This window comes from Kitasatospora sp. MBT66, assembly GCF_000710405.2.
GTDB lineage: Bacteria > Actinomycetota > Actinomycetes > Streptomycetales > Streptomycetaceae > Kitasatospora > Kitasatospora purpeofusca.
The window spans coordinates 260218-282533 of the sequence record NZ_JAIY01000003.1 but is presented as its reverse complement, the minus strand read 5'-3'; the positions used below and the strand labels follow the sequence as shown (position 1 = coordinate 282533).

The 22316-nt window shown below is 73.7% G+C and carries 19 protein-coding genes; 8 read left to right on the top strand and 11 right to left on the bottom strand.

Going from position 1 to position 22316, the window contains the following annotated elements:
• Window positions 1–978: 978 nt before the first annotated feature.
• Complete coding sequence (locus BI06_RS03180) at window positions 979–3066, top strand: glycosyl hydrolase family 18 protein (protein ID WP_043464889.1); 2088 nt, start codon at window positions 979–981, stop codon at window positions 3064–3066.
• Between the two features lie 223 nt (window positions 3067–3289).
• Here BI06_RS03180 and BI06_RS03175 read toward each other — a convergent pair whose 3' ends face one another.
• From BI06_RS03175 to BI06_RS03155, 5 genes are all read right to left on the bottom strand, one after another.
• Window positions 3290–4618, bottom strand: a complete 1329-nt coding sequence (locus tag BI06_RS03175) for a multidrug effflux MFS transporter (protein WP_051740171.1) — start codon at window positions 4616–4618, stop codon at window positions 3290–3292.
• A 171-nt stretch (window positions 4619–4789) separates the two neighbouring features.
• The gene (locus BI06_RS03170) at window positions 4790–5269 is read right to left on the bottom strand and encodes a hypothetical protein (protein WP_030391894.1); all 480 of its coding nucleotides are present in this window, start codon (window positions 5267–5269) and stop codon (window positions 4790–4792) included.
• A 365-nt stretch (window positions 5270–5634) separates the two neighbouring features.
• Window positions 5635–6513, bottom strand: coding sequence for an alkaline phosphatase family protein (locus tag BI06_RS03165; RefSeq protein WP_030391893.1), 879 nt, complete (start codon window positions 6511–6513; stop codon window positions 5635–5637).
• A gap of 178 nt (window positions 6514–6691) precedes the next feature.
• Complete coding sequence (locus BI06_RS03160; protein ID WP_233289986.1) at window positions 6692–7114, bottom strand: ADP-ribosylation/crystallin J1; 423 nt, start codon at window positions 7112–7114, stop codon at window positions 6692–6694.
• A 91-nt stretch (window positions 7115–7205) separates the two neighbouring features.
• A complete protein-coding gene (locus BI06_RS03155; protein WP_043464887.1) occupies window positions 7206–8396 on the bottom strand; it encodes an acyl-CoA dehydrogenase family protein in 1191 nt (396 codons plus the stop codon).
• Window positions 8397–8520: 124 nt separating this feature from the next.
• On the opposite strand from BI06_RS03155, the gene BI06_RS03150 reads away from it, so the two are divergent.
• Window positions 8521–9117: a GNAT family N-acetyltransferase gene (locus BI06_RS03150; RefSeq protein ID WP_043464882.1), complete on the top strand. Its 597-nt coding sequence runs from the start codon at window positions 8521–8523 to the stop codon at window positions 9115–9117.
• 59 nt (window positions 9118–9176) lie between these two features.
• Window positions 9177–9512 carry a hypothetical protein gene (locus BI06_RS03145; protein WP_149030245.1) on the top strand — a complete coding sequence of 112 codons (336 nt, stop codon included), beginning with the start codon at window positions 9177–9179 and terminating at the stop codon, window positions 9510–9512.
• A 27-nt stretch (window positions 9513–9539) separates the two neighbouring features.
• Here BI06_RS03145 and BI06_RS03140 read toward each other — a convergent pair whose 3' ends face one another.
• Both BI06_RS03140 and BI06_RS03135 read right to left on the bottom strand, forming a co-directional pair.
• The gene (locus BI06_RS03140) at window positions 9540–9848 is read right to left on the bottom strand and encodes an AzlD domain-containing protein (protein ID WP_030391888.1); all 309 of its coding nucleotides are present in this window, start codon (window positions 9846–9848) and stop codon (window positions 9540–9542) included.
• A complete protein-coding gene (locus BI06_RS03135; RefSeq protein WP_063794900.1) occupies window positions 9848–10591 on the bottom strand; it encodes an AzlC family ABC transporter permease in 744 nt (247 codons plus the stop codon). The genes BI06_RS03140 and BI06_RS03135 overlap by 1 nt, the downstream gene beginning before the upstream one ends.
• 69 nt (window positions 10592–10660) lie before the next feature.
• Here BI06_RS03135 and BI06_RS03130 point away from each other — a divergent pair, with 69 nt between their 5' ends.
• Complete coding sequence (locus BI06_RS03130) at window positions 10661–11263, top strand: XRE family transcriptional regulator (RefSeq protein ID WP_078879648.1); 603 nt, start codon at window positions 10661–10663, stop codon at window positions 11261–11263.
• Window positions 11264–11303: 40 nt separating this feature from the next.
• Here the strand turns inward: BI06_RS03130 and BI06_RS03125 are convergent, their stop codons facing one another.
• Window positions 11304–13232: a cholesterol oxidase substrate-binding domain-containing protein gene (locus BI06_RS03125; RefSeq protein WP_082558232.1), complete on the bottom strand. Its 1929-nt coding sequence runs from the start codon at window positions 13230–13232 to the stop codon at window positions 11304–11306.
• Between the two features lie 224 nt (window positions 13233–13456).
• On the opposite strand from BI06_RS03125, the gene BI06_RS03120 reads away from it, so the two are divergent.
• Together BI06_RS03120 and BI06_RS03115 are read left to right on the top strand one after the other, a co-directional pair.
• Window positions 13457–14179 (top strand): carbon-nitrogen hydrolase family protein, encoded by a 723-nt coding sequence (locus BI06_RS03120; RefSeq protein WP_043464878.1) that lies wholly within the window; start codon window positions 13457–13459, stop codon window positions 14177–14179.
• Between the two features lie 178 nt (window positions 14180–14357).
• A complete protein-coding gene (locus BI06_RS03115) occupies window positions 14358–15755 on the top strand; it encodes an aspartate ammonia-lyase (protein WP_030391883.1) in 1398 nt (465 codons plus the stop codon).
• A gap of 84 nt (window positions 15756–15839) precedes the next feature.
• On the opposite strand, the gene BI06_RS03110 is transcribed toward BI06_RS03115, so the two are convergent.
• A complete protein-coding gene (locus tag BI06_RS03110; RefSeq protein ID WP_037778888.1) occupies window positions 15840–16310 on the bottom strand; it encodes an SPW repeat protein in 471 nt (156 codons plus the stop codon).
• Between the two features lie 202 nt (window positions 16311–16512).
• Here BI06_RS03110 and BI06_RS03105 point away from each other — a divergent pair, with 202 nt between their 5' ends.
• Both BI06_RS03105 and BI06_RS03100 read left to right on the top strand, forming a co-directional pair.
• Complete coding sequence (locus BI06_RS03105) at window positions 16513–17088, top strand: PadR family transcriptional regulator (protein ID WP_030391881.1); 576 nt, start codon at window positions 16513–16515, stop codon at window positions 17086–17088.
• A gap of 85 nt (window positions 17089–17173) precedes the next feature.
• On the top strand, window positions 17174–18874 hold the full coding sequence (locus tag BI06_RS03100; RefSeq protein ID WP_043464874.1) for an acyl-CoA dehydrogenase family protein: 1701 nt from the start codon (window positions 17174–17176) through the stop codon (window positions 18872–18874).
• Between the two features lie 75 nt (window positions 18875–18949).
• On the opposite strand, the gene BI06_RS03095 is transcribed toward BI06_RS03100, so the two are convergent.
• Together BI06_RS03095 and BI06_RS03090 are read right to left on the bottom strand one after the other, a co-directional pair.
• Window positions 18950–20293 (bottom strand): M28 family metallopeptidase, encoded by a 1344-nt coding sequence (locus BI06_RS03095; RefSeq protein WP_043464871.1) that lies wholly within the window; start codon window positions 20291–20293, stop codon window positions 18950–18952.
• Between the two features lie 166 nt (window positions 20294–20459).
• On the bottom strand, window positions 20460–22316 hold a 1857-nt coding region (locus BI06_RS03090; RefSeq protein WP_051740169.1), incomplete at its 5' end, for an ATP-binding protein.

Genomic DNA, 22316 nt, shown 5'->3' with positions numbered 1-22316 from the left:
TGAGCGCCGGGCCCGCCGTGGCCGCGCGCGACGACCACCCGCGCGGCCACGGCACCCTGCCACCGGCTCAGACGTAGCTCCAGGCGGTGTCCTTGTCGTCGGACGAAACGAAGTACATGGCTCCTCCTTTCCAGGGGTAGACGCGCACACGGGCACGAGCGTCGGCGGCGGGCGTGCCGGCGGACCGGCGCACCCGCGGACGGACGCGTACAGACGGAACGGACAATGGGGCGGCGGACGCACCGCGCGCGCCGACCGGTGCCCGGACGGACCGGAATCCGGCCCGACCGGGTGGCGGCCGCCACGACGGGCGGGCGCCGCGGCGGGCGGACGTCACAACGCGGGGACGTCATGGCGCGGGGGCGCCACGGCGCGAAAGGTGTTCGGATCCGCCGACGGACAAGGCGGCGGACGGGCGGCGAGGCGAACGGACACGGTCCGGCCGCCGGCCACCGGAGGCAGCGGGCGGGGACCCGGGAGCCGGGGGCTCACGCCTGCGGGCGGCAACCGCCCTCTCTGTCGAGCTTCCAGTCGAGGTCTCGCATGACTCCGATGATGTCGGAGCGTGCGCACCGGTCACAACCGGATTGTTCGACGGTTGACCGATCCTCGGCCAACCTCACCCCTTCGCCGACGAACTGTTAGGACTCTTGACAGACGAGTGGTCTAGTCCAACCATAGGCATGTCGATCCGACCGGGATGCACTGTGGGGGTGTGACCACCGGCGGCTGAGGCGCTGCCCTGCCCTGCTCCGCTCCGCCCCCAGGCCCCGTCACGGCCCATGCGCGCGTCCGCGCACGCCGCCCGCCGTGCCCTGCGTCCTTGGGGTTTGCACACCCCCGAGCACCGCCCCGCCGTACGGCCGAAAAGCTCCTCTCCCGGCCCGGCAGTCCACCCCGCACGTCCACCGCGGACGACGCGGCACAGTCCCGCACGCTTCACCAACGTCCTGCCCCACCACGTCTGTTGGAGAAACAATGCGTCTACCCAGAACACTCCAGGCCGCCCTGACGGCCTGTGTCACGCTCGTCGCGTCGGCCGGCCTGGTGGCCGGCGCGACGTCGGCGGGCGCGGCGCCGACCGGCCCGGCCACCACCGCCGCGGCCGCGGCGACCCCGCTCCCCACCCGGGTGTTCGCCCCCTACTTCGAGGCCTGGACCGGCGAGAGCCCGGCCACGCTGGCCGCGCAGTCCGGCGCCAAGTACCTGACGGTGGCGTTCCTGCAGACCGCCACCAAGGGCTCCTGCACGCCGTACTGGAACGGCGACACCTCGCTGCCCGTCGCGCAGTCCTCGTTCGGCGCCGACTTCGCCAAGATCCGTGCCAACGGCGGCGACGTCATCCCGTCGTTCGGCGGCTACACCGCCGACACCACCGGCACCGAACTGGCCGACAGCTGCACCGACGTCAACCAGATCGCCGCCGCCTACGAGAACCTGATCACCACGTACGACATCAGCCGGATCGACCTCGACATCGAGGTCGACTCGCTGGACAACTCGGCCGGTGTCGACCGCCGCAACAAGGCGATCAAGCTGGTCCAGGACTGGGCCGCCGCCAACGGCCGGCAGATCCAGTTCTCCTACACCCTGCCGACCACCACCAGCGGCCTCGCCTCCAGCGGCCTCGCGGTGCTGAAGAACGCCGTCACCAACAACGCCAAGATCGACGTCGTCAACATGATGACGTTCGACTACTACGACAACGCCGCGCACGACATGGCGGCCGACACCCAGACCTCCGCCACCGGCCTGTACAACCAGCTGGCGAAGCTCTACCCGACCAAGACCCCGGCGCAGCTGTGGGGTTCGATCGGCATCACCGAGATGATCGGCGTCGACGACTTCGGCCCGGCGGAGACCTTCACCCTCGCCAACGCCACCACCGTCTACAACTGGGCGGTCTCGAAGGGCATCAACACGCTGTCCTTCTGGGCGCTGCAGCGCGACAACGGCAGCTGCGCCGGCGCCGCCGCCCGTGACGACTGCTCCGGAATCGCCCAGAACAAGTGGGACTTCACCAAGATCTTCGCGCCGTTCACCAGCAACACCCAGCCGGTGAACGACTTCTCGGTCGGCGTGAACCCCAACTCGGGCACGGTCGTGGCCGGTTCCTCGGCGACGGCGACCATCAGCACCGCGGTGGTCTCCGGTTCGGCGCAGAGCGTCAACCTGACCGTGAGCGGCGCCCCGGCCGGGGTCACCGCCACCGTCAACCCCGGTAGCGTCACCGCCGGTTCCCCCGCGACGCTCACCGTCGCCACCACCGCCGGTGCTGCCCCGGGCACCTACCCGCTCACCGTCACCGGCTCGGCCGCCTCCGGCAGCCACACCGCCACCTACACGCTGAAGGTGACGAGCACCCAGCCCGGCAACGACTTCTCGGTCGGCGTGAGCCCCGCCGCCGGTTCGGTGACCGCCGGCTCCTCGGCGACCGCGACCGTCGGCACCACCGTGGTCTCCGGTTCGGCGCAGAGCGTCAACCTCACCGTGAGCGGCGCCCCGGCCGGGGTCACCGCCACCGTCAACCCGGGCACCGTGACCGCCGGCTCCTCGGCGACCCTCACCGTCGCCACCACCGCCGCCACCACCCCGGGCACCTACCCGCTCACGGTGACCGGCACCGCCGCCTCCGGCAGCCACAGCAGCACCTACACGCTGACCGTCACCGGCGTCACCCCGCCCGGCACGATCGTGAACGGCGGCCTGGAGACCGGCAGCCTCGGCCCGTGGACCTGCCAGACCGGCGGCAGCGTGGTGAGCACCCCGGTCCACTCCGGCTCGTACGCGCTCCAGGCGGCGGCCACCGCCTCCCAGAACGGCCAGTGCTCGCAGACCGTCACCCTGGCGCCCAACAAGGCGTACACCCTGACCGGCTGGGTCCAGGGCAGCTACGCCTACGTCGGCGTGAGCGGCGGCGCCACCGGCTCGACCTGGACCAGCGCCTCCGGCTGGACCAAGCTGAGCGTCCCGTTCACCACCGGCGCCTCCGGGACCGTGACCGTCTACCTGCACGGCTGGTACGGCCAGGGCAGCGTCTACGGCGACGACTTCTCGATCGCCTGACGGCCGGACCGGGCGCGGACGGGAAGGTACTGAGGTACTGAGGTACTGAGGTACTGAGGGACGGACGACGGCGACCGGTCGAGCGCCACCGTCGGTCCCCGTCCACCGGCCGGCCCGCCCCACTCCCCCGCCGGGGTGCCACGACAACTGGTCGTGGCACCCCGGCGGACTCCGTTCAGCGGCCCTCCTGCGGCCGGAACGGCCCCGCCGTCGGCCGGAACGGCTAGGCGGCGGCCGGCTCCGTCGCGTCGGCCGGGGCGGTCCGCGCGGGCCGCAGGAGCAGCAGGTAGGACGCCGCGGACAGCAGCGCGCAGCTGAGCACGACGACCGCGAGCAGCACCGCCGACGGGCTGCCGCCCAGGCTGCTGAGCGGGGCGACCACGGCGCCGCAGAGGAAGGTGCCGGTGCCGAGGAGCGCCGAGGCGGAACCGGCGGACTGCGGGGGGACCAGGCTCAGTGCCCGGGCGGCCGAGTTCGGCAGGACCATACCGAGGCTGGCCATCATCACGAACAGCGAGGCGCACACCGCGACCAGCCCGAGGTCCCAGACCGCGGTGACCAGGACCAGGGACACCCCGGCGGCGATCATCACCGCGAGGCCCGTGCGCATCAGCGCCCCGGCGGTGAAGCGGGGTGCGAGGACCCGCCCGTTGAGCTGGGTGGCGCCGACGATCGCCACCGAGTTGAGCCCGAACAGCAGGCTGTAGGTCTGCGGCGACACGTGGTAGACGTGCTGGAGCACCACCGAGGAGCCGCTGATGTAGCCGAACAGCGCGCCGAAGGCGAAGGTGCTGGTCAGCATCAGCCCCAGGAACGGCAGGTTGCGCAGGAGCCCGCCCATGGTGCGCAGGGTGCTGGTCAGGCCGCCGCCGCGCCGGGCCGAGGGCGGGAGGGTCTCGCGCAGGGCGGCGAAGGCCACCAGGGTGAGGAGCAGGCCCAGGGCGGCCAGTGCGCCGAAGGTGCCGCGCCAGGAGGTGAAGCGCAGCATCTGGGCGCCGAAGAGCGGCGCGAGGATCGGGGCCAGGCCGGATATCAGGGTGATCGAGGCGAGGAAGCGGATCATCGCGACGCCCTCGAAGCGGTCGCGGGCGACGGCCCGGCCGATGACCAGTCCGGCGGCGCCGGCGGCGCCCTGGACGAAGCGGGCCGCGATCAGCACGGTCAGGTCGGGCGCGATCACGCAGACGATGCTGGCGAGGGTGTAGACGACGAGCCCGGCGAGCAGGGGCGGACGGCGCCCGAAGCGGTCGCTGAGCGGACCGAAGAGCAGCTGCCCGGCGGCCACACCGAACATCGAGAAGGTGAGGGTGAGCTGGACGGCGGCCGGTTGGGCGACGAGGTCCTCGGCGATCGCGGGCAGACCGGGCAGGTAGAGGTCGGTGGTGAGGGGGCCCAGGGCGACCAGGCCGCCGAGGACGACGATGGCGGCGCGGCCGGTCGCGCCGGCGCCGGCGGCGGCATCCGCAGCGGCGGCAGCAGCAGTGGCGGAGTCGCCGGGTGAGGCGGGGGCGGTCGACGTGTCACCGGCAGAGCCGGCGGTCGGACCAGGCATGGGGCTCCTCTCGGAACGAGCACGGCGATCGTGCTCGCTCCGTCCTACCCCAGCGCCCCGGGCCACCGACAGCCGGGGGCGGCCGCCCGGCCCATTTCGCCACCGGGCGCGAGCCCCGCAGCGGGTGCCCAGGAGCGGCGTCCCCACCTGCGGGAGCCCCCGGCGGGAACGTCAGCGCGGGAGGCGCTCGGCGCGGAGGGCGGCCTGCACGGCGGCGCCGTCCTGCCAGGCGTAGAGCTGGTTGCCGGTCAGGGTGACCTTGTAGTGGCCGCAGGAGCCGGTGACCTTCGAGGTGATGCCCTCCGGGAACCAGCCCGCCTTGAGCGTGACCGGCGCCACGTGGTTGCCCTTGTTGGTCGCGGTGGTCGTGCACCCGGCGGGCAGCCGCCCCTCGGGGACGGTGGCGCGCAGCAGGCGGTCGTCGCCGGTGGTGGACATCAGGTAGTGCACCGAGGAGGCGTTGTCGGGCAGCCAGGCCGGCATCGAGCGGCGGTCGGCCTTGGCCTCGCTGCCGCTGGCGTAGCTGGCCTGCACCTGGTGCCGGCCGTCGTACCACTCGGCGACCCTCGGCCCGACCGCCACGGTGGCGACGGCGGCGGCCATGCCGGTGCCGACCACTCCGATTGCGATCTTGCCCGCGATGCCGTTCATGCCGGTGTGTCCTCTCCTGCGCCCTGCTGCTCCGCGCCGGTCCCGTCCGCCCCGTCGGGGCCGGGAGCGGCTCCCCGTTGTCTTCCATCCTGGTGGGCGCCGGGGGCCCTGACGTCACCAGGAGGTCTTGATCCACCGCCGTCCTTGGGGGGTACGACCTCCACCTTGAGAGGTACACGGGGACGACCGGTCTCGGGGTTCACCCCGGACGAGCCTGGCCCGGGACCGGTCGGCGCGCAGCCCGGCCGGGGCCGCCCGGGTGCCGTGACGGCGTGTCGCTCACCCGGTCGCCGGACGGGCGGCGGCGGGCGGCGGCGGGCGTCCCGCCGTTCCGGTGACCGGTCGCCCGGTCGGCGGTGGGGGCGTCAGGCCGCCGCGGTCGCGGGCACGGCGACCGGGAAGGGCCGGCCGTCCAGGGTCCAGTGCGGGTCGATCGGGCGGCCGAGGGCGGCGTAGACCTGGGCCGCGACGTCGGGGTGGCGGATCTCCCCGGTGGGCGGGGCGGCGGGGATGCCCGGTCCGGCGCAGGCCACCCAGGCGGTGCGCTCCTCGACGGTCCGTCCGCCGTGGCCGCCGACGTCCACGTGGCCGTGGTCGGTGACGACGATGACCGTCCAGGCCTCCTCGGCGTGGCCGGGCCGGGCGCGGACGGCGTCCAGGAGCCGGCCGAGCCGCTCGTCGGCGGCGCGCATCGAGGCGCGGTACTCCTCGCCGCAGCCGAGGAAGTGGGCGGTCTCGTCGACGGCGCCGAGGTAGACGAAGGAGGCCTCCGGGTCCGCGTCGCGCAGCACGTCCACGGCCTCCCGGGTGACCTCCTCGTCGACGGCCTCCCAGGCCTCGGGGGTGTCCTCGGCGGGGGCGACGTAGCAGAGGCGGCCGGGCGCGCGGAACAGCGGTCCGCCGGACTCGCCGATCACCAGCGGGTCCCAGCCGGCCGCGACGAAGGTACGGCGCCGGTCGCCCCGGGCCAGCCGGGTGGTGAAGTCGGGGAAGACGTCGAGCCGGTTGCCGCCGAGGTGGTTGCCCCAGACGCCGTGCTTGGCGGGCTCCACACCGGTCACGATGGTGGCCCAGCACGGTCCGGACATGGTGGGCGTGGACTCCGCCACCGTCACGGGCGCCAGGAAGCCGGCCTCGGCGACCTCCGCGAGCCTCGGCATCGGGACCTGGTCCAGCAGGTCGTACCGGACGCCGTCGATCCCGACGACGAGGACCCGGGGGCGCGGCAGCGGCGGTATGGACATGAGCGGGGCGGTTCCTTTCGCGGTGCGGGTGCCGACCGTGCCCGCACCGGGGCGGGCGACGGCGACCGGGCCATGCTCCACGGCCCGCCGAACCGCGGGGTTGCCTCCCGGCCAACGCCGGATGTCCTGGCCGTGTCCGGACGGCACCGTTCCGCGTCGGCCGGCACCGGGCCGGGGGTCAGCCCTGCGGGCGGAACTCGTGCACGACCTCGATGCGGCCAACGATGTGCCGGTTGAACTCGGCCAACTCCTCGGCCGGCACCCAGAGCTCCAGGATGGTGCGGCCGCCCGCCTGGCGGACGGGGTAGCGGCTCAGGAACGCGGTCTCCGCCTCGAAACGGGTGACGTAACCGCTCCCGGAGGCGGGGACGTTCCAGTCCCGCGCGATGCGGATCGCGTAGTCCTCGTTCAGCACCGGGTAGAAGATCGGCTGGTCCGGCAGGCGCGGCGGCCAGGCCCGCCAGTCGGACGCCGCGACCAGGGCCAGCTCCTCGGGGCCGGTGGGACGCCACAGCGTCGTGGTCGGCACGGCGCGCTGCACGGCGGAGGCGGTCGAGGTGGCGGTCGAGGTGGGCGTGAGCTGGTTCGTCGGGCCGTTCATGGGCACGAAGCTAGCCATGAACGGCCCGGACGGGTACCGGTTTTCAGGCCCGCCCGGCACGCCCGGCGCACCGGGCGCACCGTCCGCCGGGTCAGTGGTACGCGGACTCGCCGGTGATCGCCTCGCCGAGGACCAGGGTGTGGATCTCGCTGGTGCCCTCGTAGGTGAGCACCGACTCCAGGTTGTTGGCGTGCCGCAGCACCGGGTACTCGGTGGTGATGCCGTTGGCGCCGAGCACGGTGCGGGCGCTGCGGGCGATCTCCAGCGCGGCCCGGACGTTGTTGAGCTTGCCGAAGCTGACGTGGGCCGGGCGGGCCGCGCCCTCGTCCTTGAGCCGGCCGATCCGCAGCGCGACCAGGTAGGCCTTCTCGACCTCCAGCATCATCTCGACCAGCTTCTGCTGGGTGAGCTGGAAGCCGGCGATCGGGCGGCCGAACTGGACCCGGCTCTTCGCGTAGTCCAGGGCGGCGGTGTAGCAGTCGCGGGCGGCACCGACGGTGCCCCAGAGGATGCCGTAGCGGGCCTCGTTGAGGGAGGACAGCGGTCCGCGCAGCCCGGTGACGCCGGGCAGCACGGCGTCGGCCGGGAGCACCACCTCGTCGAAGGCGAGCTCGCTGGTCACCGAGGCGCGCAGGGACAGCTTGCCGTGCACGTCGGTGGCGGTGAAGCCGGGCATGCCGGGTTCGACCAGGAAGCCCCGGACGCCGTTCTCGGTCTGCGCCCAGACCACCGCGACGTCGGAGACGGAGCCGTTGGTGATCCACATCTTGGAGCCGGACAGCACCCAGTCCGCGCCCTCGCCGGCGCCCTTGCGGCGGGCGCGGGTGCGCATGTTGGCGGGGTCGGAGCCGAAGTCCGGTTCGGTGAGGGCGAAGCAGCCGATCAGTTCGCCGGCGGCGAGACCGGGCAGCCAGCGCTGCTTCTGCTCCTCCGAGCCGAACGCGTGGATGGAGCGCATCGCCAACGAGCCCTGGACGGAGACGAAGCTGCGCAGACCCGAGTCGGCGGCCTCCAGTTCCATGCAGGCCACCCCGTAGGCGACGGCGGTCGAGCCCGCGCAGCCGTAGCCGTCGAGGTGCATGCCCAGCACGCCGAGGGCGCCGAGTTCGGGGGCGAGTTCGCGGGCGGGGAAGACCCCGCGCTCGAACCAGTCGCCGATGTGCGGGCGGATCCGGTCCTCGGTGAACTTCCGCACGGTGTCGCGGACGAGCCGCTCCTCGTCGGTGAGCAGGTCACCGACGGCGAGCAGGTCGGCGGGGTCGATCCTGGTCGGCTTCGCCATTGAAGCTCCTTGTAGTCTCGGCGGCGCGGACCGGTCGCGGCGGCGGGACCGGTGGCGGCGTTGGGTACCGGCGAGTATTGCGCACCGGCCGCCTCCCGGGACCGTCGGGAACGAGGGAGTGAGCATGTACACAGTCCGGCCGGTGACGGCGGAGGAACTGCTCGGCGCCGCCGAGCGGCTGGGCGGGCTGCTGGCGGACACCGTCGACGGCGGCGCGTCCGTCGGCTTCCTCGCTCCGCTCGACCCCGGCGCGGCGGCCGACTGGTGGCGGGCGCTGGCCCCGGAGGTCGGGGCGGGGCGGCTGCTGCTCTGGGTCGCGTACCCGGAGCCGGGCGCAGACCCAGGCACCGACCCGAGCACCGACGCGAGCACCGACGCGGGACGGCGGGTCGCGGGGACGGTGCAGCTGCGGCCGGCGTCGACCGCCAACGGCCGGCACCGGGCGGAGGTGGCCAAGTTGATGGTCCACCGGGCGGACCGGGGCCACGGGCTGGCCGGCCGGCTGCTGGCGGCCCTGGAGGCGGCGGCCGTCGGGCGCGGGATCCGGACCCTGGTGCTCGACACCGAGACGGACAGCCCGGCCGAGCGCCTGTACGCGGCGGCAGGGTGGACCAGGGTCGGCACGGTGCCGGACTTCGCGACCGACCCGGCGGGGGTGCCGCACGCGACGACCGTCTACTACAAGGCGCTGCCTTCGGCCGCCGACTCCCCTGGGCGCTGAGCGGTCGCGTCGCTACGATGACCGCTTTCGCACACGGACGAGTGACAAAGGGGTGGACCGTGGGACGTTGGGCCGTGGTGGTCGAGGAGACCGAGGGCGTCGGGGAGCACCGGATCTGGGGCAGCCAGGTGCTCGCCGAGGTGACGGGCACCCGGGAGGACGCCGTCGCCGAACTGCGGCGGCTCGTCCCGACCTACACCCCGCAGCACCCGTTCAACGCCCGGCGGCGCAGGCTGCTGCGGGACGGCGACAGCTACCTGCTGATCCTTCAGGGGAGCATGCGGGACTACCACTGCGTGTTCAAGGTGTGGGAGCTGCTGTGGGACAGCAAGCACCCCGAGGTGCAGCAGGAGCGGCTCGCGGCGGCCGAGGCCCGGGAGACGGAGGCGGGCTGACGCCGGCGCCCCGGCGGAGCCGGGGCCTCAGGCGACGCCGCACAGCCGCAGCACCGCCGTGGTCCCGGCGGCCGCGACCACCACCAGCGGGAACGGCGCGCGCCGCAGCGCCAGGACGCCCGCGACCAGGACGCCGGCGGGGCGGGCCCAGCCGGCGAAGTCGCGGCCGTCGGTGAGCGCGCCGGTGGCGACCAGGGCGACGAGCAGGACGGCGGCGGCGACGGCGAGCAGGTGGCGCAGCCGGTCCGAGACGGTGAGGCGGCCGCCGAGCAGGGGCCCGGCCAGCCGGAACGCGTAGGTGCCGGCGGCGAGCAGGAGGACGGCGAGCAGGGACATCAGTGGACCTCCTCGGCGAGCGGGCGGGGCTCACCCTCGGCAGCGGCGGCATCGGTGGCGGTGGCAGCGGCGGCGGTGTCCGAGCGGCCCGCGCACAGCAGCCCGGCCAGGGCGAGCAGCACCGGCAGGCCGGCCGGGACGAACGGGGTGGCGGCCACGGCCACGGCGGCGCCGGTCAGGGCGGCGGTGCGGGTGCGGCGGTCGGTGAGCGAGGGCAGCACCAGCGCGAGCAGGACGGCGGGGAAGGCCGCGTCCAGTCCGAGCGCGTCGGTGTCGCCGATCAGCCCGCCGGCCAGCGCGCCGACCAGGACGGAGGCGTTCCAGATCAGGAACAGGGCGAGGCCGCACACCCAGTACGCGGCCCGGCGCCGTCGCGGGTCGGGCTGGAGCAGGGTGAAGGCGACGGACTCGTCGGTGAGCAGCTGCGCCCCGAGCAGCCGCCGCCAGACCGGGCCGTCGAGGGTGTCCGCGACGGTGAAGCCGAAGGGCAGCAGCCGGGCGTTGAGGACGAGGCCGGTGACCACGGCGGCGAGCGCGCCGCCGCCGGAGAGCACGATGCCGACGGCGGCGAACTGCGAGCCCCCGGCGAAGACGAGGACGGACATGGCGACCGGCACCCAGAGCGGGAGGCCGCCGGAGACGGAGATCGCCCCGAACGAGGCGCCGACCAGGGCGTCCGCGAGGCACACCAGGGCGATGTCGCGGAGCGTGGCACGTTCGAGGGTTCGGAGGAGCGAACGCATGTCCAGTAGAGTGAACCCGAAGGGTGTCGTTCGTCAAGGCGAACGCATGGACCTGTGGAGCGAACGCTGATGAGTGGAAGCAACAGCGGACCCGGCGCCGGCGCCTCCGGGAGCGACGTCTCGGGGACCGAGCTGATCGGGCTGATCTCGGCGTCGATCCGGCGCGAGCGCGAACGCGCCGGCCTGTCGATGGCCGAGCTGGCCCGCCGGGCCGGGATCGCCAAGTCGACGCTCTCCCAGCTGGAGTCGGGCGTCGGCAATCCGAGCGTCGAGACGCTGTGGGCGCTCGGCGTCGCCCTGGACGTGCCGTTCAGCCGGCTCGTCGACCCGCCGCGCCCGGTGGTCCGGGTGGTGCGGGCCGGCGAGGGCCCGGTCACCCACTCCGAGCGGGCCGACTACGCCGCGACCCTGCTGGCCTCCTGCCCGCCCAACGCCCGGCGCGACATCTACCGGATCGAGGCCGAGCCGGGCGAGACCCGGGCCTCCGACCCGCACATGCCGGGCACCGTCGAGCACGTGCTGCTGGGCACCGGACGGGCGCTGGCCGGGCCGACCGGGGCGCCCGTCGAGCTGGGCCCGGGCGACTACGTGAGCTACCCGGGCGACGCCCCGCACGTGTTCCGGGCCCTGGCGCCGGGCACCCTCGCGGTGATCGTGATGGAGCACGTCTGAGGCTGCCCGACGGGCCCGAGCCCCGGTCGGCCGACCGGGGCTAGAGCTTCAGCAGCCGGTCCAGGAACGGGTTGCCGAACACCCGGTGCGGGTCGTGGCGGTCCAGGACGGTGACCGCCTCGTCCCAGCCGGCTCCGCCGCCCGCGCGGTGACTGGCGGGAATGACCCGGTCCAGCATGTCCGCGTCCGCCCAGGCGGCGTCCTCGGTGTAGGCCCAGCCCTTGGACCACTCGACCCGCAGACCGGCCCGGGTGCCGTCGAAGGAACGCAGCAGGGCCTGTTCGAGGTCCCGGGCGAAGCGGTGCAGCCCGGGGGTGCCGGGGAAGCCGAGCACGTCGAGCCAGACCGCGGTGTCCCACTCGGGCCGGTCGGGGCGCGGGCGCAGCGCGGAGAGCAGCGGCGGCCGGGCGCCGGGCACCCCGGACCAGGCCGGGTCGTCGGTGCCGGTGACCCGGATCTCCACCGCGCCGTTCACCGGGAACTCGCCGCGGGAGCGGTAGTCGTCGAGCAACCGCCGGTACTGGTCGGCGAATTCGGCCACCACCCACTGGAGGTCGGCGCGCCGGGCGAGGATCGCATAGCCGTTCGCGGTGACCCGCAGGGTGGTCGGGCGGACGTACTGGAGCAGGGTGCGGGAGGGGCCCCAGAGGTCGGAGTGCAGGCCGCCGGCGAGCAGGTGGGTCAGCACCTCGCCGGTGAGCAGGTCGCGGATCAGCCCGCCGGAGAGCAGGACGTCGGTGATGTCCCCGGTGAGTCCGATCTTGGCGATCAGGTACTGGAGTTGGCCGAACAGCGGGGCTGATCCCCAGGCTCCGGCGAGGAGTTGGCCGGCCAGCCGGGCGATGGGTTCCGGGATCGAGTCCGAGAAGGGGTAGTTGTAGGGCTCGTCGACGGCGCGGGAACCGAACGGGCGGTTCGGGGCGATGCTCCAGGTCTTCAGCCACGGCCGGTCGGTGTAGGCGAACCAGATCGCCTCGGCCCGGCCGTCGCGGTCGACGAAGTCGGCGAAGGTGCGCGGGCGGGAGAGGCCGCCGAGCCCGGTCGTGGTGCCGGGGCGGGCGAAGAGCTCGGTGGCGGGGATGTCCAGCCGGCTGACGCAGCGCAGCGGGCGGTCGGCGCCGGCCCGGAGCACCACCTCGGTGACGAACGCCCGGCCGAGGTGGACCAGGAAGGCGGCGCTGTCCGCCTCGGACCGGTCGAAGGTCCGCAGGGTGTAGCGGTCGGTGGCGGGGTCGAGGACGACGGCGGTCAGGCTGGTCACCTGGTTGCTGACCGAGCCGTAGCCGTGTCCGTCGGCGCGCAGTTCGCCGGCGGCGGGGACGGCGGTGCCGTGGCCGCCGATCGCGAGCACGCCGCCGACGGTGAGTTCGCCGGGGGCGGGGACGGCGGTGAGGCCGAGGCCCCGGTCGGCCAGGTGGACGAGCAGCGCCTCCATGGTGGCGCCGGTCTGGGCGCGGACGGTGGTGGGCGAGTCGGCGGTGAGGGCGGTGAGGTGGCGGGTGGTGTCGAGCAGCAGCACCCGGGCCGCCTCGGGGGTCCCGTCGGCGACGGTGAGCGGTGCCCAGGTGTGCCGGTGGCCCTGGGCGCGCAGGCGCCAGCCGTGGGCGCGGGCCCAGTCGGCGAGCGCCGGGACCTCCTCGGGGGTGCGCGGGGTGCAGGTCCAGAGCTGGTCGGTGCCGATCTCGCCGGACCAGTTCCGGTAGACGCGCTGGAAGAGTTCGGTGCCGGCGGGCAGATCGGGCGGGACGGGGGCGGCGGCCCGGGCGCTGTCCGGCCCGAGGGTGCCGCTCACCAGCCAGCCGGTGGTGCCGAGCGCGGCGGAGAGGCCGAGGAGGCGGCGGCGGCTGAGGCTGCGGTCGCCCGGCTCCCCGGCGACCGGGTCGGGGGCGGCCGGGTCGGGGGCGGCGCGGTCGTCCGGACCCTGTCCGTCGTGGTGCCGATGGTGCTGGTGGTCCGGTGCTGCCGTCATGCCCGCCCCTGTGTCCGGTGGACTTTCGTCCGGTGTCTCCCCCGATTCCGGGTGAGCGTACGAAGCAGCCGTCGGGGCGCCCCGCCACGGCTCGTGATCTTCACTCGAAGGAATGAACCTTGCCGGATTTCCCGGTGGGCTCATAGGTTGATCGTGATCGCCGTCGCCGAACCACCGTCGTTCACCCGGTTCTGTCGTCCCCGCACTTCTCCGGAGGCCCCACCGTGCCCGCGCCCCTGACCGTCGCCGTCGCCCAGCCCGCCTGCGCCGAACCGGGTCGGCCCGACACCGTCACGGTCAACATCGAGCGCCACGCCGCCGCCGTCCGGGAGGCCGGCGGCGCCCGGCTGGTGGTCTTCCCCGAGCTCTCCCTCACCGGCTACGACCTCGCCGCGCCCTCGGTCGACCCCTCCGACGAGCGCTTCGCGCCGCTGGTCGCCGCCTGCGCCGCGACCGGCGCCACCGCCCTGGTCGGCGCGCCGGTGACCGACCCCGACGGCCGCGACTACATCGCCACCCTCGCCGTCACCGGCGCGGGCGCCTCGATCGCCTGCCGCAAGACGAACCTCTACGGGAAGGAGCCCGAGCGCTTCGCCGCCGCCGAGCAGCCCTCCCTGCTGGAGCTGGACGGCTGGCGGCTGGGCCTGGCGATCTGCGCCGACGCCGCCGACCCCGGGCACGCCGAGCGGCTGGTCGCGCTCGGCGCCGAGGCGTACGTCGCCTCCACCCTGTACGGGGCGGGCCCGGAGGCGCTGGCCACCAAGGCGGCCCGCTACCCGGCCCGGGCGGCGGACAACGGCGTCTGGGTGGTGCTGGCGACCGCCGCCGGGCCGAGCGGCGAGTTCGCCGACAGCTCGGGCGGCTCGGGCGTCTGGACCCCGAACGGCAGCGAGGTCGTCAAGGCGGGCACCGGGACGGGCGAGGTGGTGACCGCCGTCCTGGGGTAGTCACGGACATCGGGCGCAGTGCCCGACCGCGCGGGTGCGCGCGCCGCCCCGGAAATACCCCGGGCCGGCGCGCGGCTGTGGTCAGCGGAAGCCGAACCCGGCCGGAGCGGGGACCCTGGATCCGCAGGGGTCCCCGGCCCCCGGTCCGACCGGGACCGTTCAGGAGGTGCAGCGCACGATGGGTGACGAGCAGTACCGGATCGAGCACGACTCGATGGGCGAGGTGCGGGTGCCGGCCGCGGCGAAGTGGCAGGCGCAGACGCAGCGCGCGGTGGAGAACTTCCCGGTGTCCGGCCAGCGCCTGGAGCCGGCGCACATCGCCGCGCTGGCACGGATCAAGGCCGCCGCCGCGCGGGTCAACGCCAGGCTGGGCGTGCTGGACGAGGAGACCGCCGGGGCGATCGCCTCCGCCGCCGAGGAGGTCGCGACGGGCCGGTGGGACGCGGAGTTCCCGGTCGACGTGTTCCAGACCGGCTCGGGCACCTCGTCCAACATGAACGCCAACGAGGTGATCGCCACCCTGGCCGGCGAGCGGCTCGGCCGGCCGGTCCACCCCAACGACCACGTCAACGCCAGCCAGTCGTCCAACGACGTCTTCCCGTCCTCGATCCACATCGCCGCCACCGCCGCCGTCAGCCACGACCTGATCCCCGCGCTGGAGCACCTGGCCGAGGCGCTGGAGCGCAAGGCGGCGGAGTTCGCGGGCGTGGTCAAGGCCGGCCGGACGCATCTGATGGACGCCACCCCGGTCACCCTGGGGCAGGAGTTCGGCGGCTACGCGGCGCAGGTCCGGCACGGGCGGGAGCGGCTGCTGGCCACCCTGCCCCGGGTCGCCGAACTGCCGCTCGGCGGCACCGCGGTGGGCACCGGCATCAACACCCCGCCCGGCTTCGCGGCGGCGGTGATCGAGGAGGTCGCGCGCGTCACCGAGCTGCCGCTGACCGAGGCCCGCGACCACTTCGAGGCGCAGGGCGCGCGGGACGGCCTGGTCGAGCTGAGCGGCCAGCTGCGCACCGTGGCGGTCGGGTTCACGAAGATCGCGAACGATCTGCGCTGGATGGGCTCGGGCCCGCGCACCGGCCTCGGCGAACTGAACCTCCCCGACCTCCAGCCCGGCTCCTCGATCATGCCGGGCAAGGTGAACCCGGTGCTGCCGGAGGTGGTGCTGATGGTCTCCGCCCAGGTGATCGGCAACGACGCGACCGTGACGGTGGCCGGGGCGAGCGGGAACTTCGAGCTCAATGTGATGCTGCCGGTGATCGCCCGCAACGTCCTGGAGTCGGTCCGGCTGCTCGCCAACAGCGCCCGGCTGCTGGCCGACCGGGCCGTGGACGGCATCACCGCCAATGTCGAGCGGGCCCGGGAGTACGCGGAGTCCTCGCCCTCGGTGGTCACGCCGCTGAACCGGTACATCGGCTACGAGGAGGCGGCCAAGGTCGCCAAGCAGGCGCTGGCGGAGCGCAGGACGATCCGCCAGGTGGTGCTGGAGCGCGGGTACGTCGAGCAGGGACTGCTCACGGTCGAGCAGTTGGACGAGGCCCTGGACGTGCTGCGGATGACCCGGCCCCAACACTGAAGTCGCAACGCCGGGGCACGCGCCCGGGGCGCGGAACGGCGGGCCCACCGTTCCGCGCCCCGGGTTCCGGGCTTCCGTCGGACGTCAGCCCTTCGCTCGGCCGGCCCGGCCGAGTCGCATCGCGGCTCCGTTCGACGTCATGGTGGCCATCGAGATGGCGGCGAGCCCCAGCAGGAACATCACGCCACCCGCGATCATGCAGGTCACGATGTTCTTGCCCCGGTTCACCTCACCCGAGACGACCCACGGGGAGACGAACGTCCACGCGCCGAGCAGGGTCGCGGCCCAGGCCCGTGCGTGGGTGCGTTCGTAGGCCGAGCCGTAGCCGGCCATCAGCACGCAATAGGCGATGCCGACGATCAGGCAGGTGACGGTCAGCGTGCTGAAAGCGGTGAAGCCGACGATCCACGGCGAGGCCGCCAGGAACAGTCCGGCCAGGACGGCCAGGGCCTCGACGGCCTGGGCCCGTGGGGTCAGGGTGACCCGCTCGTAGTGCTCCCGGAGTTCGACGATGTCCGGATGGTGCTCCATGCCCATCGGGATCTGGGTAGACACCGATACCACCTCCTAGTGCTGGAACATGGAGGGCGCAAGCCCAGTACCATTCTGGCGCCGTTGGACCGTTTTGCACCTTTTCGCCGGGGAAGCTACCCTGCCCGCCCGCCGGCCCACCCCCTCCGCCCGACCGGGTGACCTCCGTCTCAACCCCGCCCGCCGCCATTGCGTATGCAACTCGTTGCATAGCAGGATGCCGCCCATGGCACTGGAGCACGCGATCCTCGTCTCGCTGCTGGAACAGCCCGGATCCGGCTACGAGCTGGCCCGGCGCTTCGACCGGTCCATCGGCCGCTTCTGGACCGCCACCCACCAGCAGATCTACAAGGTGCTGCGGCGGATGGAGACGGACGGCTGGATCTCGGTCGAGGAGGTCGCCCAGGACGGGCGGCCGGACAAGAAGGTGTACTCGGCGGCCGCGCCCGGCCGGACCGCGCTCGCGGCCTGGCTGCGCGAACCGGTCGAGGCGGAGACGGTCCGCCACGAGCTCGCCGTGCGGATCCGCGCGGCGGCCTTCGACGACCCCGCCGCCCTGATCCCCGAGGTGGAACGGCACCGGGAGGGCCACGCCGCCCTGCTCGCCCACTACCTCTACGGCGAGGGGCGCGACTTCCCGGCGCCGGACACGCTCGACGCCCGGCAGCGGCTCCAGCACGTGGTGCTGCGCGGCGGCATCGAGTACGAGCGGATGACGCTCGCCTGGCTGGACGACGTGCTCGCCACCCTGCGCGAACTGGCTGCCGCCCCTCCGGCCGGCACCGAGGCCGACGCCGACTGACCCCGCGCACTCCTCGCGCCACGCTCAACGCTCCACCCCACCCTCAGCTCTCCACCTCTCCACCCTCGACCCCCGGGAGCCCGCGATGCTCTTCAACCCGCGTTCCTACGACCCCGCGCAGTTCGACGAGCCGACCCGCCGGCTGCTGCGCGCGACCGTCGACTGGTTCGAGTCGCGCGGCAAGAAGGCGCTGATCGACACCTACATCGATCGCAGCTGGTACGCCGACTTCCTCGAATTCGCCGCCAAGGAAGGCCTGTTCGCCGAGTTCCTGACGCCGTCCGCGGCCGACCCGGACAAGCGCTGGGACACCGCCAGGATCGCCGAGCTGAACGAGATCCTCGGCTTCTACGGCCTCGGCTACTGGTACACCTGGCAGGTCACCATCCTGGGCCTCGGCCCGGTCTGGCAGAGCGAGAACGAGGCCGTCCGGGCGCGGGCCGCCAAGCTGCTGGCCGAGGGCCACGTGATGGCGTTCGGGCTCTCCGAGCGCAGCCACGGCGCCGACATCTACTCGACCGACATGATCCTCACCCCGGACGGCGAGGGCGGCTTCACCGCCACCGGCTCCAAGTACTACATCGGCAACGGCAACGTCGCCGGCCTGGTCTCGGTGTTCGGCCGCCGCTCGGACGTCGAGGGGCCGGAGGGCTACGTCTTCTTCGCCGCCGACAGCCGGCACGAGGCGTACCACCTGGTCAAGAACGTCGTGAACGCCCAGATGTACGTCAGCGAGTTCCGGCTGGACGCCTACCCGGTCCGCGCCGAGGACGTGCTGCACACCGGCAAGGCCGCCTTCGACGCCGCGCTGAACACCGTCAACGTCGGCAAGTTCAACCTCTGCACCGCCTCCGTGGGCATCTGCGAGCACGCGATGTACGAGGCCGTGACGCACGCCCACAACCGGGTGCTCTACGGCAAGAAGGTCACCGACTTCCCGCACGTGCGGCGCGAGTTGACCGACGCCTACGCGCGACTGGTGGCGATGAAGCTGTTCGCCGCCCGCTCGGTGGACTACTTCCGCACCGCCTCCCCCGAGGACCGCCGCTACCTGCTCTTCAACCCGATGACCAAGATGAAGGTCACCACCGAGGGCGAGAAGGTCATCGACCTGATGTGGGACGTCATCGCGGCCAAGGGCTTCGAGGCGGACACCTACTTCGACAAGGCCGCCAAGGACATCCGGGGCCTGCCGAAGCTGGAGGGCACCGTCCACGTCAACCTGGCGCTGATCCTCAAGTTCATGGCCAACTACCTGTTCGCCCCAGCCGAGTACCCCGCGGTGCCGACCCGCCGGGACGCCGCCGACGACGAGTTCCTGTTCCGGCAGGGCCCGGCCCGGGGCCTCGGCGCGATCCGCTTCCACGACTGGCGGACCGCCTACGACGCGCACGCGCACCTGCCGAACGTCGCCCGGTTCCGCGAGCAGGCCGACGGCTTCTGCGCGCTGCTGCTGGAGCACGCGCCGAGCGCCGAGCAGCAGGCGGACCTGGACTTCCTGCTGGAGATCGGCCAGCTGTTCGCGCTGATCGTCTACGGCCAGCTGGTGCTGGAGCAGGCCGAGCTGACCGGGCTGGACCAGGACCTGCTGGACCAGGTCTTCGATGCGCTGGTGCGGGACTTCTCCGCGCACGCCACCGAGCTGCACGGCAAGGCGTCCACCACCGAGGCGCAGGCGGCGTGGGCACTGGCGCACGTCCGCCGCCCGGTCGCGGACGGCGAGCGGACGGCGAAGGTGTGGGGCATGGTCGAGGCACTGTCGGGCGCGTACGAGATGGCCGAGTAGTCGCTCCACGCGTAGTGCACCCGGGGGTGCCGGTCGGCGGACCGGCACCCCCGGAGTCGTGTCACCGGCCGGTTGTCAGAAGGTGAGCTTCCAACTGTCGATGTAGCCGGTGTCCTGCGGCCCGACGTCCTGGACCTTGAGCTTCCAGGTGCCGTTGGCGGCCACCGCGGACGCGTTCACGGTGTAGGTGGTCTGCACATTGGGCGCGGAGTCGCTGCTGGAGGCCTTCAGGCGGTAGGACGTGCCGTTCGGCGCCACCAGGTCGATGACCAGGTCACCGCGGTAGGTGTGCTTGATGTCCACCCCGACCTGGAGCGCGGCAGGCGCGTTGCCGGTCCGGCCGGTGACGGTGACGGCGGAGGTGACTGCCGCCCCGTTGTCCGGGATCTGCACGTCGGCGGTGTTCTCGAAGACGGTGCCGGTGGGCGGGGTGGTGCTGCCGGCCGAGAGGGTCCAGATCGCGTACGCGATGGCGTCGGTCATCCGGTCCAGCGCGGTGTCGTTGATGTTGGCGCTGGTGTCGCAGGAGGAGTGGTAGCAGCGGTCGAAGGGCTGGCCCGCCGTTCCGCCCCACTTCGCGGCCTGGGCGCTGGTCTTGGTGTAGTCGGCGCCGCTGAACAGGCCGCCGACCCGGATGCCCGCGTCCTGGAACGGGGCGTGGTCGGAGCGGCCGTCGCCCTCGAAGTCCTGCTCGGTGCTGATGCCGAGGCCGGCGAAGTAGTCGCGGAACAGGGCGTCGAGCGCGCTGTCGTAGCGGTAGGTGAAGTAGCCCGGGTTGGGCGAGCCGATCATGTCGAAGTTGAGGTAGGTCTCGATCTTCGAACGGTCGGCGGCGGACAGGCTGTTGACGTAGTTCTTGGAGCCGACCATGCCGTACTCCTCGGCGCCCCACCAGCCGAACCGCAGGTGCTTGGAGGGCGTGAGACCGGCCCGGGAGACGGCGAGCGCGGTCTCCAGGATGCCGGCGGAGCCGGAGCCGTTGTCGTTGATGCCCGGACCGCCGGTGACGGAGTCCAGGTGGGCGCCGGCCATCACGACGTGCGAGGTGTCGCCGCCCGGCCAGTCGGCGATCAGGTTGTAGCCGGTCGAGCCGTTGTAGCTGAAGGTCTTCAGCGCGGTGGTGTAGCCGGCGGCGTCCAGCTTGGCCTTCACGTAGTCGATCGAGGCCTTGTAGCCGGTGCGGCCGTGGGCGCGGTTGCCGCCGTTGGCGGTGGCTATCGACTGGAGCTGGGCGAGGTGGGCCTTGACGTTGGCCACCGGGATGTCGGGGGCGGCGGCCGCTGCCGACGGGGCGGCGACGGGCGTCGTGGGGGACGCGGCCGCGGCCGGGGTCAGCAGGGCGGCCGCGAGGGTGACGACGGCGGCGGCGGACAGGGCGGATCGGCGCAGGCGGGATCGCCTCGGGGCGCGCTCGGTCAATGGAGGCTCCGATATCTGATGGGGCAGAACGGAAGCGCGCCACTTCGCGGGCGGCGTTGGGGTATTGAGGGGGTGTGGGGCCGACCGCATCGCAAAGTTGACGCGACCATGATGATTGGGGGAAGTTCCGGGCCCCGTCAAGAGGAAGCGGGCAGAACGGCGGTTGTCAGCCGTCCGCCGCCGGGCGGTCCGGGGTGCGGGGGAGCTCGGCGCGGACGAGCGCGCCGCCGTCGTGGTTGCCGGTGCTGAAGCGGCCGCCCAGCTCCTCGGCGCGCTCGGCCATCGAGCGCAGCCCCAGCCCCGACCCGGCCCGGCGGGACCCGTCGGCGTCGAGCCGCTCCGACCCGTCCGAGGGGAATCCCCGGCCGTCGTCCCAGACCTCGACCACCACCGCCTCCGGCCGCACCCGCAGCGTCAGCCGGGCCTGCCCGGCGGCCGAGTGGCGCAGCACGTTGTGCAGCGCCTCGCCGCTGATCCGCAGCGCCGCCACCTCCACCGCGGCCGCCAGCACCGGCGGCGGGTCCGGGTCCAGCACCAGCGCGATCCGCACCCGCGGCCCGTCCAGCTCCGCGACCAGCCGCCGCAGCGCCACCGCCAGCCCCTCCCCCGCCAGCGCGGCGGGCGCCAACCCCTCGGTGATCCGCCGCAGTTCGTCGATCGCCTGCCCGATCCCCGCCGACACCGCCCGCAGCGAGCGGGCCGCCGAGGAGCCCTCCGGCACGGCGGCCCTGGCGGTGTCGACACCCAGCCGCAGCCCCGACAGGGTGGGCCCGAGCCCGTCGTGCAGGTCGTGCCGCAACCGGCGGCGCTCCTCCTCCCGGGCGAGCACGATCTGCCGCCGCCCGCGCTGGAGTTCCTCGTACATGCGCAGCGAGGCGATCGCGGGCGCGGCCTGGTCGGCGAGGAAGCGGAGCACCTCGTGGTCCTGCGCGTCCAGCTCCGGCTGCCCGGCGCGCGGCGGCGCGTAGAGGTCGCCGATCACCGCGCCCTCGTAACTGAGCGGGAACACCTGGCTGTCGGGGCCGACGGTGCCGACGGAGGCGAGTTCGTGCGGTCCGGTGCGGGTGTGCAGGACGACCCGGGCGCCGGGCAGGCCGAGGGCGCCCACCACGGTGTCGCACAGCAGCGGCGGGGCGTCGGCCGGGCTGACGGCGCGGCTCAGGCGTTCGGCGAGCGCCCGCACCACCTGGTAGGGGCGGGCCCGGTCGCCGTAGTAGAAGCGGTCGACGGCCCGCACGACCCAGCGGGTGGTCGGTCCCAGCAGTCCGCCGATGGCCAGCGCCCCGGCCGCCAGCAGCTGCGCGCCCGCGTTGCTGGCGGTCGGCAGGGCGCGGCGCAGCAGCAGGGCGATGCCGAGGTAGCCGGCGATCAGCAGGGCGGTCAGCGCGAGGACGCTGAGCATCCGGCGGGTCGCCCGGTCGAGGTAGCGGGAGCGGTCGCGGGTGAACGCGTAGCCGACCGCGCCGAGCATCCAGAGCGCCGACCCGGCGAAGTAGGCCACGGCCGCGACGCTCTCCGCACTCCCCAGCTGCAGCGCGATGTTGGTCGTGACCAGCCACACCAGGTAGGGCACCAGCACGGCGGTGACGCTGCGGTGCGGCCGTGCGGAGCGGCGCCAGCGGACGGCGGCCACGGTCAGGCTGATGACGACGATGCCCCAGGCGACCAGGGTCGCGTGCCATTCGTCGATCGGCGCTCCGCCCGGGACGAGCACGTCACCGTAGTAGGGCAGCTTGCTGCCGAGCCGCACGGCACAGGCGTGCACCGCGCTCCAGACGGCGATGGCGGCGACGAACACGCGGCCCGGTCCGCCGGGCAGCCGTCCTTCGGGCAGCCAGAGCGGCAGGGCCAGCGAGACGAAGACGAACAGGGTGACGGAGGCGAGCAGCAGTGCGGCGCCGAGGGCCCGCACCGCCGGCCCGGCGTCGGCGGCGGCGCCCGCGAAGAGGACGAAGCGGGAGAGGCAGCCGCCGAGTCCGGCGGCCAGCAGGCAGTGGCCGAGGCTGCGGCCGACCGGGGCGAC